Origin of the sequence: Halopenitus salinus (assembly GCF_042662125.1) — an archaeon.
Taxonomy (GTDB): domain Archaea; phylum Halobacteriota; class Halobacteria; order Halobacteriales; family Haloferacaceae; genus Halopenitus; species Halopenitus salinus.
Genome location: NZ_JBHSXL010000003.1, coordinates 275,670 through 292,577 on the forward strand (window position 1 = coordinate 275,670; position 16,908 = coordinate 292,577).

Here is a 16,908-nt window from a genome sequence, read left to right on the forward strand (position 1 = left end):
GGGTTAGACCGCCGCGATCGAAGCGTCAGCGGACCGGTGTGGGGAGCCGGCGATCGTGATCCGGTTCGTCGTGTCGTTGGTCCCGTCTGAACCCGATCCGTCGTCCGTTCCGTTGGTCCCGTCCGAACCCGACCCGTCGTCCGTCCCGTTCGTCACGTCGGTTTCGTTGGTGTCGGTCGCGTTCCCGTCGTCGCCGAGGAGCGATTCCTCCTGGAGTTCGACGGTGGAGACCGACTCGTTCTCGCCGACCACCTGTCCCTCGGTGACGTTCACGGTGCCCGTGCTGTAGGTGAGGCTGCCGTTGTCGGCGGTCGGCGCGGTGCCGATCGCGTAGGGGCCGGTCGCACGAACGCTGGTGTTGGTGTACCCGTTCTCGGGGCCGTACTCCGCGTAGCCGGTCGTCGAGTAGGGTACGTGGAAGGAGAACTCCCCGTTCTCGTCGGCGGTGGTGAACTGCCGGTAGGTGAACGTCTCGTTGGAGTCCGGGTAGGACATCTCGACGGCTGCCTCGACCTCCTGGCCGGGCTCCGCGCCCTCGCCCTCGATGGTCGCGCCGGGGACCTTCTCGAAGGTCTTCACCCAGTCGGCCGGGGTGTCACGAAGTCCGGCGTTGAAGTACTGTTCGGCGCTCGCGTCGCTCGCGTGCACCAGTCGGTAGTGCTCCAGCGCCTCGACGCGCTCGCTCGGGATGGATCCGATCCCGCCGATCTGGGCGGTCCCGCTCTGGTTCTCGACGTAGGCCTCGGCCTCGGCCATCGACCCGAAGCTGCGGGCGAACCGCTGGTCGCCCTCCGGAACCGTCCGGATGGTGGTCTGTGAGCCGTCCTGGGACTGCACCGGCGTCTCCTCCCAGTCGAGGACGACCGGCTCCGGATCCTTCGCGCTGCCGTGGTACTCGTAGAGCCTGACCATCAGGCTCTCGTAGTAGCGCTGCTCGCGCACCTGCGTGACGGGCGTGAACCCGCCCTGCTGGTTCGGCTGATAGACCAGCTTCAGGAAGTCCGTACGCGAGACGTTCCCGTCGTCGTAGAAGGTGACCGGCGCGCCGAACTTCGAGTTCGGGTGGACCATCTGCCAGTCGACCATCACGTACCGGGTGTTCTCGCCCTCCGTGCTCTGGTTCGCGAGGACGGCCTGCGCGCGTTCCTCGCTGGGCGCCAACAGGACGTTCGCGGCCTCGACGGCGTTCTGCTGGAAGGGGTTCGCGTTCGGTATTCGCTCCGCTCTGGTGGTTATCCAGTGGCCGTAGTCCCACCACGACTGGACGCCGTAGGCGCCCTCGGGGTACTCGAAGTCGCCGTCGGCGGGGCGCTCGTAGGCGCCGTTGTAGTCCATCGCGTTGTCGTGTCCTTCCAGTTCGCCGGGGTGGGGCGTCTCCTCGTTCATCCACTGGAGGCTGTCGTCCCACTCCACGACCGATCCGGGCTGGCTGTTCGCGCCCGCGGCCCACGCGGGGGTGACCATGAACAAAAGCGGGGCGACGAGCACCAACACGACCGCCGCGAGGGCCATGACCTGCCAGCCCTCGATCCCGCGTGCGGCCTCGACGGGCGACTTGCCGCGCAGATCGAGCGCGTCGAGCGCGAGCTGGAACGTGTAGCCGGCGCCGACGGCGACGACGACCGCGAGGTAGTAGTTGAACCGCTGTTGGGTGAACGCCATCGCGAGGATGAACAGCCCCCAGACGACGAGGTAGAGGTCCTCGGAGTCGTACCGCTGGAGGTAGGTCGCCCCGACGAGAAGCGCCGTCGCGATCGCGAGGCCGACGACCTGCCAGGTGAGGCCAACTGCCCCGCCGATCGCGTCGTACGCCTGCGGGACCGCGTAGACGGAGCCGATCAGGACGAATCCGGCGAGGACGTAGCCCGTCTCGCGGGGTTCGTCGCTGCGGGCGAGCGGCCGGACGATCACGTAGAGGAGCGCCACGAGCGCGAGGAAGAACGCGAGGCCGTACTGGCCGAGGACGAACTCCGCGAAGCCCTGCTGCATGAGCGGCGGCTGGGCCTCGCCGATCGTCCGCGTCTCGGCGCCCGTCGAGAAGCCGACCGTCCGGAGCAGGTTGTGCGAGATGGTTCCCCACGCGGACGGCAGCACGAGCGCGAAGGCGCCGACGGAGGCGGCGATGAGCCCGCCGACCGCCGCGGGATAGGCCCGGGCGTCGATCCCGCGCGCCTCCCACTGGCGGGCGAGGAACGCGAGGAGGACGCAGCCGGCGGCCGTGCCGAGCGGGAGCAGGACCTGCGTGAGCGAGTAGGCGGTGACGCCGAAGGAGAGGTCGTCGAGCGGGATGACCATCAACAGCCCGGCGACGGCCATCGAGACCGCGCCGGCGAACGCGACCGGTTCCGGGCTGTCGCCGTTGACGACGTCGCTCGTGATCTTGATCACGAGGAAGATCCCGGTGAAGCCGACCATCATCACGCCGGGCTGCCAGGTCGCCATGTAGAGCGCGAGCGCGACCCCGGCCGCGGCCGCGTAGCCGGCGGGCCGCTTCAGAGCTTCCCAGTCGGAGTCCGCGACGAGCTCCCAGACGGGCTTTTCGCGCTCGGCGACGCCGAAGGCCGCGAGGAAGGCGAGAACGGCGATGGAGGAGAAGAGGACCTCGCCCGCGTGGTGGTCCGGGAAGCCGACCATCGTCTGGCTGAGGAAGGTCCCGGGGATGAGCCCGAGGACGACGACGGCGACGACCGCGGAGAGCCGGTCGAGGAACCGACGCGCGATGAAGTAGGTCGGGATCGCGACCGCGGTCCCGACGATCGGGGCGGCCACGAGCATCGCGCGGATGATCCCCTCCTCGCCGCTCGGCGTAAAGGGCGTCGAGAGGACGACGAGGACCGCGAGAATGTGGTCCCAGAGGGTGCCGAAGTGGCCGACGTGGCTCCCGTACGGGAAGCCGGTCCACACCTCGTAGGGGATCGTCGAGGGCCAGTTCTCGAGGAGATAGGACGTCTCACGGAGGTGGTACCAGGGGTCGTTGCCGCGGAAGTAGGGCTCCCCGTCAACGATGAAGTTGTCGTACGCGCGGAGGCGCGAGTACAGCATCACCGCGAGGACCGCGACGATCGCGGGGACGTGGTACCATCGCTCGAGGAGGTCGAGGACGGACTCGCCCGGGCGGTCGTCTGGCTCGGTCTGGTCGCTCATTGTACGATTCGAGTTCCAAAATCCGCATAAGCCTTGTCATATCTCGATCCGACGGGCCGCGAACGTGCGTTAGTAATCCTTATTCGGCCGACCGCGCAACTGCGAGCCGAATGAAGGTCTCCGTCGTCGTCTGCACCTACACGATGGATCGCTACGAGGTCTTCACGGAGGCCGTAGAGAGCGTCCTCTCCCAGACGTACGAGCCGATCGAGGTCGTGCTCGTCGTCGACGGCAACGAGGAGGTGTACGACCGCGTCCGGGCGGACTTCGGCGGCGAGGAGAACGTAATCGTCCACAATAACGACGAGAACCGCGGCATCTCCTACAGCCGGACGAAGGGCGCCGAACTCGCGTCCGGGGAGATCGTCGCGTTCATCGACGACGACGGCGTGGCGGAAGAGGACTGGATCGAGAATCTGGTCGAGGTCTACGAGGAGACGGACGCGATCGCCGTCGGCGGCGACGTTCGACCGAACTGGATGGGCGAAAAGCCGGACTTCTTCCCCGAGGAGTTCTACTGGCTGGTGGGCTGTGTCGAACCCGGATTCGCTGAGGACGGCGAGGAGGTTCGAAACACGTACGGATCGAACATCTCGTACAAACGTGAGAAATTCCTCGCGGTCGGCGGGTACGATCCGAACACCGGCCGGAAGGGGGACAAACACCTGCAGGCACACGAGGCGCCCGTGGGGATCCGCCTGCTGGAGGAGTTCGGGAAGGGAATGGTGTTCGTCGAGGATGCCGTGGTCGAACACACCCTGTTCGAGTACCGCGGCGAATTCCCGTGGTTAGTGCAGCGATCGTTCTGGCAGGGCTACTCGAAGCGCGTGCTGGACCTGCTGTATCCGGATGCCCCCGACGACAAGGGTGACTACCTGCAGTGGCTGCTCACCGATCGCGTTCCGCGGCGGTTGGAGGGGCTCGTTCGATCGCCGTCCGTGGCAGCCGTCCTCCAGCTGGTAGCTATCGGCGTGTTTACCGGGGCCGTCGGGTTGGGATATTTATACGCGATCACAACGTCGGGAGTCGTGGAGAAGGCTAACGCGTAGGGGCCGGAATGTCGTCCCGCTTCTCGCCAAAGAGGAACTCGTAGTAGTAGCCGATCCCGCGGCACGCGAGCATCGCGATCGAGAGGAACAGAAAGGCGATGCGTGTACGTAGGGATTCGGAATCATCCACATTCTCGTTATCGCCCGAACCGCTCGGAGTCGGCGGGATACCGGGGCTTCCGTATCGCTCAGGGTAGTAGCGTTGTTTCTGACAGAACCCGCGGCCGACACGAACGTTCTTCTTTGCGAGTGATTCAAAGGACGTGCGAGCCGGATGGTAGACTGTCGCGTCCTCGGAGTACCCTTGGTCGTAGCCTGCCTCGTAGACTCGATCGCCGAACTCTCGATCGCCGCCGGAAATGAGTCTGGCGTCGAATAGGCCAACGTCCTCGAAGACTTCCCGGCGAACGAGGAGGGCACAGGTTGGGGCGTAATGTTCCTCTTCAAGATATTGTTTCACTGGGAAGCCAGTGTGTGTGTTGTACCTGCCAACAAGAGTGTCCTCGGAGAGCGTCAGTTCGACGTTGCAACCGAGATAGTCGACATCCTGCTCATCCATCACTTCCAGGGCTGTTTCGAGCCAGTCGTCATCAATGGTTTCGTCGGCATCAAGGAAGGCCACAACGTCGCCTTCTGCGTGTTGAATACCTTTGTTGCGGGCAGCGTAGGAGCCTTGGATATTGTCTTCGACAAGATGTTTTATGCTATTAAACTCGCTTGAAAGTGTTCGAATTACATCTGGAGTTTCGTCAGTTGACCCATTGTCGACAACATAGATCGTGGTTCCTACCATATCAATATCAAATATTAACTTTCTAACTGTTGTCTTGATTCCAGTAGGATCGTTGTACACAGGGATGATTACATCAAACATATTCGGAATCAATAATCCACCATTACGCATTAGATTTTTTATTTTTCTGGTTCTCCACTTTCCAGATCGAAATTTGGTATGTACCTTTCTCGTTTGTTCTATACGCGGATAGCGTATACACTAATTCTGTTCTGGCGGAATTATTGACTTTCCCGTAATCGTTGGAGTTCTCGCTTAATACAACATAGTCAATATGTTCTGTCTTGATCCGAGTAAGAAGATCAACATTCTTGGGTACCCCCAATAATTTGATACTACCATTTTCTGTATTGTAATCCCGAACTACTGATGCGTTCAGATAGCGGTAGTACTTCTCCGTGTACCTATCCCGTAAATACCACATCAGTTCGTGTCGACCATTCGCTACCACTACTATATCGCCCTCAGTTGAGGTCAGAAATCCTGCTATATCGTCGTATTGCGAATCCGCGGAAAGGGTTTGATCAACGAAAAGGAACGCGCTGGCTGGTGATATTGCTGCGACCAGTATCGCTACTGCAATTACCAGCTGAGGTACTCGATCAAACGGCAAGTCCTGTAAGATACGACAGCTGACCAAACTCGCGATAAGGACTGCTATCGGAAATATAGGAAGGGCGAAACGAGCGAATCCCTTTGGAAGTATGAGAGTGAAAATAAATATCGGCGGAAGAATCATAATTGCAGGTAACCACCACGGATCTAGACGCCAGCGTTCAGGGAGAATATAGGCTCCTATTGAAGCGATCACTCCAATTAATACAAACGGCCCACCATCAACAATCCACATAATAGTCGTGATTATCGAGGGGGAAGTACTCCCCTCGTGGCCTGCAAAGATATTAAAGTAAAACGATGAACCAAACGCGTAGGTCAATCCTCCGACGATTGGTAGGTCAAAAATGAAAGCGAGACCCATAGGTAATTCAACCCCACTGTAGTAATCTGGTGGAGTTGCAAGCATCAATGGAAGATAGACCAAAATAAATGAAATAGCCATAGAAATTCCAACTCTAATTAATGTATCTCCGATATTCCTGCTATTTTTACGCAAAAAAAGGTAGGATAGAGAAGGACCAAGAATATATATGAAACCATAGGACTTCGAAGCCGATGCTATGATAATTGAAAAACCAATAAGTACATCGCGCCACTTTGTCCCCGATACTTTCGCCTCTAATAGCGTAAGTCCACTAATTACGGTTACACCAGTGACGAGAGGGAGATCGAGCATTGCGGATGTTGCATGTGTTGCGAATAAAGGGATCGTGGAAAGTGAGATTACAGATAATATCCCTGCTTTCGGTCCTTGCAATTGTCTTGCTACGAAATAAAGTATAAAAAGGGATATAAGTGACATTAGAACAATGCCGGCTCTAGCACCAAATGATGTTGTTCCGAAAATCAACTGACTAATTCCAATTATGTACTTACCAAACGGCGCGAACATATGTACAATGTTCACGAAGGGATTTCCTGCAAGAATTGATGTGCCAGCCACAGCATATTGAGCTTCGTCTCCCCACAGAGCGCCTGTGCTAATGGACGAAGAGTACCATAGACAGATACCGGAAAGTAGAGGGATCATAAATAAATCCTCTAGTAAAAAAGCAGTTTTTAGACGTACTAAGATTGGTTCCCAAATTTGATTCCGGCTCATATAATCACTTTCCAGAACCCCCACTGTATAAACATTTATTAAGGGGCTTGGACGGTATTAGGAACGAGGCGGTTGAAGTTTCAAATCTCAGTACCTCACAAAGCATCGTCAACTAAACTGATCTGAGTCACCTGTTCCGGCGTAATGAGTTGTCGGTAGCGCTTAACCAAAGCTGATCGAACCCGGAGCCGTCGCTGTCGACGGCAGTCAGACGCCGACAGCGACAGCGTTGCCACTCACGAAACGGCGTACTCGGTCGGTGACCACCGGTAAAACCGGTCGTCTGTGGCTGAGTCGTGGGGACAGTCCGACGCACCACGAGGGCCGTCCACGCAGCCCGTCGAACCATATTGACGAATTCCTTATACGGCCACTACCAGAGGCGATGACCGCCTCGGCGGGGCGTCGCCACATATCGTAGTGGAGGTACCAACAGACGTTCTGTAACAGCAGACTCACCACGACGTACAGCATTCGTACCGTTGGATCTCGCGTTGTTGTCGTCGCCATTGCTTGCTGTAGTGGTATCGAGCGTCTCGCGGAGTCTCGATAACTGGCGCGTCAGCGGCGTAGCCGTGACGCGCCACGCCGTGGTCGTCATACTTCCCGTTCAGGTACGTACAGTCGAGTTTTCCCGTCAGATCATACTGAATGACGCGACTTTACCCTTCCGAGGGTTCTTGCTGAATCGTCTCAACCCACCGGATGATCGGAGTCACGTACGCGTAGTTATGCGCTTGAAGTAACGTGAAACACTTACTGTTGTAGAATCCGCGATCAAGATAGACGGCCTTGACCTCAGTGTCAAGGACGTCGAGCACTCCGGGGAACTCAGCGAGGACACTGCCGGCGGTATCGCCGTCTTCGAGACGGTGTACCGACAGCGTGTAGGGTTTGTTCTTCACACGCGCGTAGAGTGTCGCATAGGCGTGGAACGCGGTAGTTCCACGCTTTGCCACCGAGTGGATGAGTCCATTCGTGTCATCTTCATCACCGTAGTGGGGTCGCAGGGGAGGTCTGCACAGACCTCCACCTGCTCGGGAAGTAGTTCATCGAGATCCTTCCGAAGAAGCATGTTAGCAACTCGCTCGAGCCGTTCCGGCTCGAACTTCGTCCGCAGATGATAGAGGATCGTGTCGGCAGCGGGGCCGTTCTGACTCGACGCACAGAGCGTAGAGACAGAGGTTCTGTCGGCCCAAGCGCCGACGAAATACTCGTAGATGGCCTCAGTAGTGATTTGAGCATTGTTCGCTAAGGAGATCGGGACTCCCTCGTCAAGCTGGTTAACGAGAAATTCAAGAATCTGGTCTTCATAAATCTTACTGTCTGCTTGCTTGTTGGAGTGCACATCCTCACCAAGCAGACGTTCTAACTAACGAGCCTTGTGAAGTACTGAAATTTACTATATACTAATTGGAAAGGAATTGTTTCCATCGACCAAACTGCTGGAATAGTTTGAGTGTGTAATTAAACAAGTAGAAGCCGATCGATTCAATGAGAGAAGTGGTGTAACTGTTGCTCGTTAGTCGCGACTTCAATCGTTTTGGACTCGGTGGAGCATATGAGAGAGGCGAGAAGAGGCTCGGAAACGAATAACGGTCAGGGTATCGATTTCGGAGCTGTTCCATCCCAATTCCGATTCGGATCGCCTTCTGAATTTGTTCCCAGATTGTTGTTCGAGGAGGATGATAAACCTCGCAATCACTCACGGCTAGGTCGTAGCCCTTGTTATAAACCCGGTTCCCCAATTCCCGATCCTCACCAGACGTCAATTCCGGATCAAAATGATCGACCTCTCTAATTAATTCTCGAGTTAGTAATAATGCTGCAGTCGGAGCGAAATTGTAGTCCTCAACGTAGTGCTGTACCGGGATTGAAAGTGCTTGATCATAGCGTTCAACAAACCTTTCTCCGCCCTCATCTAAAGAGATCTTGACTTGACAAGCAAGATACTCAGCATCATTTTTCCGAAGATCGGTAACTGCACATTTCAACCAGTTCGGCTCCAACCAGATATCTGCGTCAACAAAGGCGATGATATCACCCCTTGTTTCAGCAATTCCTTCGTTCCTCGCCTTTGCCCGGCCAGTCTCAACAACTTTGACGATATGAACTATATCGGGGTATTTGGTCTTGAACTCTTCAGCTACCTCAAGAGTCTCTCCCGAAGTTGGAGTGATCGCTACAATTATTTCAAAATCGTTGTATGACTGGTCAATAGCACTTTTTAAAGTGGTTCGGAGACCCTCCGGATCCGAATAGGCTGGGATAACAATCGACACGAACTGATTAGAACATTCTTCACAACCAGTCATAGTTAGTGATTCACGGAAGGTCCATATCTGGGAGATCAGTGAGCACTGAAACTAGCGCAATCCGGGTGTTCTCGTCAACTCCTTCAATATCAAGAATATCAAAGACCGTGTCAGTTTCTAGACAGAGGTCGGACACTATTCGCTCCCGATGTTCCTCAATTGAAGTCCCCTCAAAGCGGTGCAGAATCTTCGCTATACTAATACCCTGTACTAAGCTTCCGTGTTTCGTATCGATACCCCTAATAAGGTCGTTCTCGTTGTCGCGAACAAAGTCAAGGGCTCGTGATAGTTTCTCACACCTCCAGAACTCGTGATTCGGAAAGATAGGTTTCAGCTTCGAAAGTGCATTTAGGTTCACCGTCTGATACCCTCGTTCTTTCTTCCGACGTTCATCAGAATACGAATAGTAGTGAAACGCGATCTCGTTGATGAGCATATCGTATCGACGCCGTGGCGCACAACTAATTGAACAGATTGTATCGATAAAACGGGGCCGAACGTAATGCTTTATGAGACCATTGGAGTGAAGCCGCATATTGGTTGAGAGATGATCTAAGAAATTCCCGATGCGTTCCTCAATAATGTTGACGGTGGGCGCGATCTCGGCGGCTGCCGCGGAGAATATAATCTGGTGGTTCAGCGTCCGATCGAACGACAGAGTACTCCCATCGGTTTCCACTCTCTCCCACAAGCCCAACTCTTCGCTGAATGGGTGTAATCGAAACACCTCTTCGGCTGTTTCCCTAGCATCTGATCGCTCAAAGACCTCACTCGTTCGTGCTAGCGCACGGATCGGCGCTGCTTGTCCTACCAGCCCGTTGCACTTGTCCTTCGATTCGACGTTCCGACAGTGGTATGTGAATCCTGATGGACGCACGTCGTCGGATAGAAGATAATCTATAGCGCTATTTGCTGCGTCTTCAAACACTGTCTCTCTGGATATTTTGTACGCCTTCGTTAGAACCAGCAACCAGTGGGAGGTTGTTCGCACCGGCGTTTCCGGCTCGTCGTAGGTGTAGTTCCGCCCTGGCGGGAATGACCCGTCATCACGTTGTAAATCCAGCCCATCCCTCGCACTTCGTTCAATAATATCATGTAACGTGACAATTCCGCTGTTCGATTCCATCTTTTTTCTCTCTAAGAAGGGGTACTAGTAAAAGTCTCTTGAAGAGATAGAGATGAAGTATTCTCCCGAATACGTGAGTATCTATCAGAACTAGGGTCCATAGATTCTACTTGCATCCACGTACGTAATTCGATGATTTCATACATATCCAAGGTCTTGGATTTTGGTTTTATTGTCTTCAACGTTCATATGATTTGTCGTCGGTTCGAACGCTTTCTTATCTACAGCATCGCTTTCCACCCAGGGAACCTTCTTCACGCACGGCAACAGCATCCCCTCGGGGTGTCCGTGAATCGTGTATTCGCCGAAAGGGTTACCGTGGTCTGCGGTGATGATGACGTCGGCGGCGTCGACGTTCTCCAAGAGTAGTTTAGTTTGGAGCATTGAGCCAGGAATCAAATGCTTGAAGCCAATTTTCGGCGGTTTGAGGCTCAACATGGCTGAAACAGTTTGGGAAGGACGACGTTCGGCGTTTGAGTTCTCGAAAGATTCGTTCGCTGGCATTCCGATTTCCATGGCGTTCTGTCTGAAATCAGAGCCCAGCTCTGGCAAGCGCAGTTTGGAGGTGTTGGGCGCCATCGGCGAGGAATACGGCGGATTCAATCTCGTGTTTCTGGCGAAGTTCTCGAAGAAAGATCTCGGTTACTGCGGTTGTTGTCGTGGAAAATAATCGGAAATGCAGCAGATCGTTCGTCTCAGGATCAGCTGCAGCGTACAGCCAGAATTGCTGATCATTGAGTCGAATCACGGTCTCGTCAATCGCAACGTGATTCGGGCTTCGACCGTCTGTGGGCTGTAGATCGGCCTTCTGTATCCAATCGTGGATTGCCTTGCGCGTCCGCCGACACCCTGATCCTCAAGAAGAGAGACGGTATTCGACAGCGAGAGCCCCGCTAACTGCAGTTGAATACCGATCTTCATCGCACGCTCGGGTGTCCGCTGTCGCTCCACAAAATCCAACTCAATCCAGTCCGTGCATCCGCTGAGGCGGGCGATTTCTGCCATAGACCAGCAAGAAATCACTCCCCTTCACTTCCGTAACTAAACACGACCGCACACGGACCCTACAAGGCGCCCGCGGAATATCAAACTGTCAATCCAACTGATATCCTACCAACTAATTGATAATATCCGATGAGGACCAAAAAGTCACCAGCGAGGACGTAATGTCAGCGTACGATGACTGTGTTCGATATTTATCTGATATCTACAGACAACAGCATGAGTTACTGACTGAGGATTTCGAGTGCGTTATAATACTAGCCGATCACTGGAAAGCATTCGGCGAGTACGGTATGTGGGGTCATACTGGTCTCGGTCCCGAAGTTACGAAGATCTCCCTCTCAATTCATACACCAAACGGAAGTAGTGAAATCGAAGCAACAGAACAACCAGTGAATCACACGACGTCTTTCATATATTATCTGTTCAATACTGTTCCACATCTATTACATTATGGGTGTTACCGTGAGTAATCCTGAAACTTTCTAAAGCTACAGACACCTCAACGATATCCGAGATCACGGAGATGTTCTTCGATATCAACACTAACTTCTTGATCCATCTCTAAATCTGGTTTCTGTGTTTGAAGATCTTCCGCCGTTGTTTCGACCCACGGGACTTTCTTCACGATCGGGTGTGGGAACCCTTCGGGATGACCATAGGCGTACATCTCCCCGAACGCCTCCCCGTGATCTGCAGTAATGGCAACCCGATCCGCATCCAGATTTTCGAGGAGAACTTCGACTTCGTCCAGTGCGAGTCTGAGAGTGTCCTTGTACAACTCGTATACGGCTTCTCGGGAGGCTTCACCCGATTCCAGTTTTTCGTACCCTTCCTGCTCGAACTCAGTCGGCGGTCGACCCTCCGGAAGCGACTGACCGATATACGGGAGGTGGGGCTGCATGTAGTGGACGATCATCCGATCGTCATCTCTCGCTCGCCCGGCATCGATCGCGTAATCAGTCATCGTACTCGGGAGAACAACGCGGTATGTTTCGTTATTGTAGTTCTCCCACACCGTATCGATGGATGCGAACGCATCGATATCGACGGTATCCCACTTGGAGAACTCGATCGGCGTCGTGTTGTGCATCGCCATCGGAGGCATTCTCCGCTCTTCGAGAACTCGAGTGGCGTGTGCATTTCCCGTAATGTACTGGGTTTGTTCGATCTCTGCCCGATACTCTTCGGAAAACGTCTGTGCGATCCACTCCGCGGAATGGCTTCCGATAGACCACACCTCATATACGCTCTCGATGAATTCGTATTCGTCTGAAACTTCTCGGAGAGTGTCTACTCGGCATGCATCAAGTACGATGAGTACGTCCCAGTCCCGCTCGTAGACGTTCGTTCCGATCGGGAATCGTGAAGTTATACCGAACCAGATTGCCAGATACCACGTAAAGACAACATATAGAGGCGCCCGAGTCGGAGTTTCGTGGAATCGCTCGCGCATCTCCGCGAGCCACGTCCGAATATTCGTCTCCATGTAGCTGTCGTAGGAAGGGCAGTAGTGATGAAACGACCGGTCTACTTCGGCGCGAAAAACGGAATCGGGAACGGCATGTTCTCACGCACCGTCGTTCGGAACTCCTGTGAGAGACCGAACAGCGCCACGAAGTAGACGCCTGCCCCGACTCCGACGAGAACGACGACGATCGGCAACGACTCACCGATCACGGCTCGTCCAAAGAAAACGATCCCGGCCATGGTCCCGGCAGCCAGACACTGCTTTCCGATCTCGGCGATTGGAACGACGACGTCGACGACGTGGTTTGCGTAGTAGTAGCCGAGAAGTAGCCCAATGCCGGCAGACGCGGTCGTCGCCGCCGCGGCACCGTACCAGCCGAACTGCCACGTGAGTAGAACGTTCAACACGAGATTTACTACAACGAAGACGGCGTTGATCCGAAAGGTCAGATCCGGCCGATCGATCGCGTCGATCGTGGTCAGGAACTGGCCCATGTATCCGTAGAGCAATCGCGCAAAGGTGAGAATTAGCAGGATATAGTATCCGGTTTCGAATCCGGATCCATAGACCGTCAGGACGACGTCCCCGACGATCGCCGCGCCGACGAGTCCCGGAATGATGAACAGACCGGCGTACGCGAGGCTCACACGCAGCAAACCGGCTATCTCACCGTCCGAACTTCCCTCCGAAGAGAGCTTGCTCATCTCCGGGAAGAGCGTCTGTCTGATCGAATTGCCGAAGATCGCGAACAGCGATGCGAGGTTCCAGGCCACCTCGTAGACCGCGATGAGGCTATTCGAGACGAACACCGCAAGGATGATCGTATCCATCGACATGAACGTCCGTCCCTTGATCGACCCGAGCCACGAGAACTGGGCGTACGATCTGAGTCGGAAGAAATCCCGACGCGACGGCTTCCTCCTCGGAATCTCCACGAAGTATGCGCCGATCGCGATCGCGACGATGGCACCCACGACGTATCCGGCGAACGCCCCGGCGATCCCGAACCCCGACAACACGAGAACGACCTGCACGATGCTTCGACTCGTCCACTCGACCGGAGAGAGGACGCTCGAAACGTGGACGAGAAGCTGTCCGTCAAGTATGGCACGGACGAAACCGATCCCGAGGCGGACGGAAAGCATCAGAATGAGGATCCACGTCGCCTCTATCTCCATGAACTCGTTCAGGTACGGTCGCGCGATCCAGAGGCAGACGGCCACGACCGCGAACAGCCCGAACTGCGCGAGAACGCCGGTGACGACGTAGTTCCCCTCGTCAGATTCGCTCACTCGTTTTCGGATCGCCTGCGGAAGCCCGAGCTCACCGGCGATCGCGACCCACGCCAGAACCGACAGGACGACGACGTAGGTCCCATATCGTTCCTGTCCGAGCGTCCGCGTGAGGGCGATCGTCGCGACGAAGCCCGAGACGGACATCACCACCCGCGACAGGAAGTTGATCATCGAGGTCCGACCGTATCTCATAGTTAGGGATCGCGATTACGGTCGAATTTCGACTGCCGACGTATCAATACCGTGCTTCTTCGATCGAGAGGGCGCCGTACGTCGCTCGACGGCCTAGCCTACATGTACCCCAGATCCCGCAGGCGCTCCATCAGGTCCTCTTTGTCCTGCGCCCGACCGGCACGCTCGGTCGTGTTTTCGAGGTCCTGCAGCCAGGCGGGTTCGGCGGTGGTCTTCTCGGTGGAGACCTCGCTGCCGAGCGACCGGAAGCCGGCGAAGTACTTCGGCGAGATCGGCACGTCGTCCTGGCTCACGCCCTCCGGGAGGTCCTCGGCCGACTCCGGCACGTAGCCGTCGTCGGGGAAGGCCGCGACGGTGTCGGGCACGACGTAGTACCAGAAGGCGTCCCAGACGTCGGCCTCTGCGAACTGGAGGATGGGCTGGATGCGGTCGTGGGGCGGGTAGATGTCGGGGTCGTGGCGCGGCGAGAAGAACGTCTCGTCGGCGCGCGCCTCCTGTTCGTCCCAGCGGACGCCGGAGATGACGCCGTCGATGCCGTGTTCCTCCAGGGCGTTGTTGAGCGCGACCGTCTTCAGCAGGTGGTTGCCGACGTAGGTGTCGAGCAGGAACGGGAAGGTGTCCTCCTGGTACTCGAGGATGTCGCGAACGTGATGCTGGTTCGGCTCGGAGAGCGCCTCGACGGGGACGTCGTCGCCGGGTTCGAGCCCGTGTTCGTCGACGTAGGCGCCGACGTCCTCGTTGCGGGCGTAGACGACGTCGATGTCCCACTCGTCGGCCCACCGCTCGACGAAGTCGGTGATCTCGTCGAAGTGCTGGTAGTGGTCGATGAAGACGGCGGTCGGCTTCTCGTAGCCGAACTGGTCGGCGACCTCGTTGATGAAGTAGAGCGTGAGCGTGGAGTCCTTCCCGCCGGTCCACATGACCGCGGGGTTGTCGTACTGTTCGAGCCCCCGCCGGGTCACCTCGATCGCCTTTTCGATCTTGTGTTGCAGCGACGGGTAGTCGTCGGGCGACTCGCCCTCGCCGTCGTCGTAGTCGACGTCGACGTACTCCGGGAACGCGCTCGACATACCGGATAGGTGCGAACGGGCACGTATGAGGCTTTCTACCTGATTCCCGCGGTCCGATATCCCAGACCATTTATACCGCGCTCGACGTCTGCCGGTATTTCGATCGCCCGAATACGGGCGCATTCTCGCCGGTTTGGGTCCGTTTCCGCCACGCTGGGGCATCGTGTCTGTTCAGTTCCGTCTCGATCCTAATACCGGCCGGCGAGAGCGTGATCGACGCGACCGCGGTCGGGGCAGTATTCGTCGGACATCCGAAGGGCTAACCGCGGCGAACACCGGATCCGGAACATGGGTCTGTTCGACAAGCTGCGCGGTGGCTCCGATGACCGGGTCGTCTTCTTGGGGATCGACGGCGTTCCCCACGACCTGGTCGAGGAGCATCCTGACGTCTTCGAGAACCTGCACGCGATCGCCGAGGAGGGAGCCGGCGGCCGGATCGAGAGCATCGTCCCGCCGGAATCGAGCGCGTGTTGGCCGGGACTCACCACCGGCCAGAATCCCGGAAAGACCGGCGTATACGGGTTTCAAGACCGCGAGAGCGACTCCTACGAGACGTACGTCCCGATGGGGAGCCACGTTCGAGCGACCAGGCTCTGGGACCTCGTCACCGAGGACGGCCGCGACGCGACCGTCCTCAACGTTCCCGTCACGTTCCCGCCCTCGAGCCGGATCCAGCGACAGGTCTCCGGATTCCTCTCGCCGTCGGTCGAGAAGGCCTCGAGCGACGACGAGGTGCGCCGGACGCTCGAGCGGTACGACTACGCGATCGACGCCGACGCGAAGCTCGGCCACGACGACGATAAGACCGACTTCATCGAGAACGCACACGATACCCTCGACGCGCGCACGGACGTCTTCCGTCACTACGTCGACGAGGACGACTGGGACCTGTTCTTCGGCGTGTACATGACCTCCGACCGCGTCAACCACTTCCTGTTCGGCGACTACGCGACGGACGGCGAGTACGCCGAGGAGTTCCTCGAGTTCTACCGCGAGCTCGACGCCGCGATCGGCGAGATCCGCGAGCGCCTGGACGACGACACCGAACTCGTGGTCGCCTCCGATCACGGCTTTACGCACCTCGAGTACGAGGTCGACCTCAACCGCTGGCTCGAGGAGGCGGGCTGGTTGACCTACGACGCGGCGGAATCGGGCGATGGCGGTGAGGACGGCGTCGCCGCCGCGGCCGACGACGACGGGAGTGACGACGACGCCCCCGACTCCCTCGAGGACATCGCCGACGACGCCCGGGCCTACTCGCTCATCCCCGGTCGTCTCTACCTCAACCTCGAGGGGCGCGAGCCCCGCGGCGGCGTCCCGGAGGACGACTACGAGTCGGTCCGCGAGGAGCTGATCGCCGACCTCGAGAGGCTCGAGGGCCCCGACGGCCGCTCCGTCTGCAAGCGGATCGTGAAGGGCGAGGACGCCTTCGCGGGCGACCACACGGAGATCGCTCCCGACCTCGTGGTCATCCCCGCCGACGGATTCGACCTGAAGGCCGGATTCGGCAGCGACAAGGACGTCTTCTCGGAGGGACCCCGAAACGGGATGCACAAGTTCGAGAACGCGTGTCTCTACACGACCGACTCCGACGTCGAGATCGGGGACGACGTGAACCTCTTCGACATCGCCCCGACGATCCTCGACCAGCTCGACGTCGATGCCGACCGGTCCGCGTTCGACGGCGACTCGCTCGTCGCCTCCGAGTGAAGACGACGGTGGGCGGACATC

11 protein-coding genes and 2 pseudogenes are annotated in these 16,908 nt (G+C 57.2%); 2 read left to right on the top strand and 11 right to left on the bottom strand.

Going from position 1 to position 16,908, the window contains the following annotated elements:
- Window positions 1-3: 3 nt before the first annotated feature.
- Window positions 4-3,144 (bottom strand): oligosaccharyl transferase, archaeosortase A system-associated, encoded by a 3,141-nt coding sequence (locus ACFQE9_RS04110; RefSeq protein WP_379740741.1) that lies wholly within the window; start codon window positions 3,142-3,144, stop codon window positions 4-6.
- A 110-nt stretch (window positions 3,145-3,254) separates the two neighbouring features.
- Between ACFQE9_RS04110 and aglG the strand changes: the two genes are divergently transcribed.
- On the top strand, window positions 3,255-4,193 hold the full coding sequence (aglG, locus tag ACFQE9_RS04115) for a glucosyl-dolichyl phosphate glucuronosyltransferase (protein WP_379740745.1): 939 nt from the start codon (window positions 3,255-3,257) through the stop codon (window positions 4,191-4,193).
- On the opposite strand, the gene ACFQE9_RS04120 is transcribed toward aglG, so the two are convergent.
- From ACFQE9_RS04120 to ACFQE9_RS04165, 10 genes and pseudogenes are all read right to left on the bottom strand, one after another.
- Window positions 4,183-5,067, bottom strand: a complete 885-nt coding sequence (locus tag ACFQE9_RS04120) for a glycosyltransferase family 2 protein (RefSeq protein WP_379740748.1) — start codon at window positions 5,065-5,067, stop codon at window positions 4,183-4,185. The two genes, aglG and ACFQE9_RS04120, sit on opposite strands and share 11 nt — an antisense overlap.
- Window positions 5,068-5,089: 22 nt before the next feature.
- Complete coding sequence (locus ACFQE9_RS04125) at window positions 5,090-6,706, bottom strand: ArnT family glycosyltransferase (RefSeq protein WP_379740751.1); 1,617 nt, start codon at window positions 6,704-6,706, stop codon at window positions 5,090-5,092.
- A gap of 236 nt (window positions 6,707-6,942) precedes the next feature.
- Window positions 6,943-8,054 (bottom strand): annotated as a pseudogene (locus tag ACFQE9_RS04130) (ISH3 family transposase).
- A 61-nt stretch (window positions 8,055-8,115) separates the two neighbouring features.
- Entirely contained in the window at window positions 8,116-9,021 is a 906-nt protein-coding gene (locus ACFQE9_RS04135) for a glycosyltransferase family 2 protein (RefSeq protein WP_379740754.1), read from the bottom strand.
- 10 nt (window positions 9,022-9,031) lie between these two features.
- Complete coding sequence (locus ACFQE9_RS04140) at window positions 9,032-10,147, bottom strand: hypothetical protein (protein ID WP_379740756.1); 1,116 nt, start codon at window positions 10,145-10,147, stop codon at window positions 9,032-9,034.
- 138 nt (window positions 10,148-10,285) lie between these two features.
- On the bottom strand, window positions 10,286-10,531 hold the full coding sequence (locus ACFQE9_RS04145) for a hypothetical protein (protein WP_379740759.1): 246 nt from the start codon (window positions 10,529-10,531) through the stop codon (window positions 10,286-10,288).
- Window positions 10,518-11,152 (bottom strand): annotated as a pseudogene (locus ACFQE9_RS04150) (IS6 family transposase). The gene ACFQE9_RS04145 and the pseudogene ACFQE9_RS04150 overlap by 14 nt, the downstream one beginning before the upstream one ends.
- Window positions 11,153-11,651: 499 nt before the next feature.
- Window positions 11,652-12,638 (bottom strand): hypothetical protein, encoded by a 987-nt coding sequence (locus ACFQE9_RS04155; RefSeq protein ID WP_379740762.1) that lies wholly within the window; start codon window positions 12,636-12,638, stop codon window positions 11,652-11,654.
- 41 nt (window positions 12,639-12,679) lie between these two features.
- On the bottom strand, window positions 12,680-14,086 hold the full coding sequence (locus ACFQE9_RS04160) for an oligosaccharide flippase family protein (RefSeq protein WP_379740765.1): 1,407 nt from the start codon (window positions 14,084-14,086) through the stop codon (window positions 12,680-12,682).
- A 119-nt stretch (window positions 14,087-14,205) separates the two neighbouring features.
- Window positions 14,206-15,177 carry a phosphoadenosine phosphosulfate reductase family protein gene (locus ACFQE9_RS04165; RefSeq protein WP_379740768.1) on the bottom strand — a complete coding sequence of 324 codons (972 nt, stop codon included), beginning with the start codon at window positions 15,175-15,177 and terminating at the stop codon, window positions 14,206-14,208.
- Window positions 15,178-15,465: 288 nt separating this feature from the next.
- Between ACFQE9_RS04165 and ACFQE9_RS04170 the strand changes: the two genes are divergently transcribed.
- Window positions 15,466-16,887 (top strand): alkaline phosphatase family protein, encoded by a 1,422-nt coding sequence (locus ACFQE9_RS04170; protein WP_379740771.1) that lies wholly within the window; start codon window positions 15,466-15,468, stop codon window positions 16,885-16,887.
- Window positions 16,888-16,908 lie beyond the last annotated feature (21 nt).

Excerpts from the sequence above, each read along its gene's own strand:
- ACFQE9_RS04145 (WP_379740759.1), bottom strand. The coding sequence starts at position 10,531 with ATGCTCCAAACTAAACTACTCTTGGAGAACGTCGACGCCGCCGACGTC.
- ACFQE9_RS04110 (WP_379740741.1), bottom strand. The coding sequence starts at position 3,144 with ATGAGCGACCAGACCGAGCCAGACGACCGCCCGGGCGAGTCCGTCCTC.
- ACFQE9_RS04160 (WP_379740765.1), bottom strand. The coding sequence starts at position 14,086 with ATGATCAACTTCCTGTCGCGGGTGGTGATGTCCGTCTCGGGCTTCGTC.
- ACFQE9_RS04125 (WP_379740751.1), bottom strand. The coding sequence starts at position 6,706 with ATGAGCCGGAATCAAATTTGGGAACCAATCTTAGTACGTCTAAAAACT.
- ACFQE9_RS04170 (WP_379740771.1), top strand. The coding sequence starts at position 15,466 with ATGGGTCTGTTCGACAAGCTGCGCGGTGGCTCCGATGACCGGGTCGTC.
- ACFQE9_RS04155 (WP_379740762.1), bottom strand. The coding sequence starts at position 12,638 with ATGGAGACGAATATTCGGACGTGGCTCGCGGAGATGCGCGAGCGATTC.
- ACFQE9_RS04165 (WP_379740768.1), bottom strand. The coding sequence starts at position 15,177 with ATGTCGAGCGCGTTCCCGGAGTACGTCGACGTCGACTACGACGACGGC.
- ACFQE9_RS04140 (WP_379740756.1), bottom strand. The coding sequence starts at position 10,147 with ATGGAATCGAACAGCGGAATTGTCACGTTACATGATATTATTGAACGA.
- ACFQE9_RS04135 (WP_379740754.1), bottom strand. The coding sequence starts at position 9,021 with ATGACTGGTTGTGAAGAATGTTCTAATCAGTTCGTGTCGATTGTTATC.
- aglG (WP_379740745.1), top strand. The coding sequence starts at position 3,255 with ATGAAGGTCTCCGTCGTCGTCTGCACCTACACGATGGATCGCTACGAG.
- ACFQE9_RS04120 (WP_379740748.1), bottom strand. The coding sequence starts at position 5,067 with ATGTTTGATGTAATCATCCCTGTGTACAACGATCCTACTGGAATCAAG.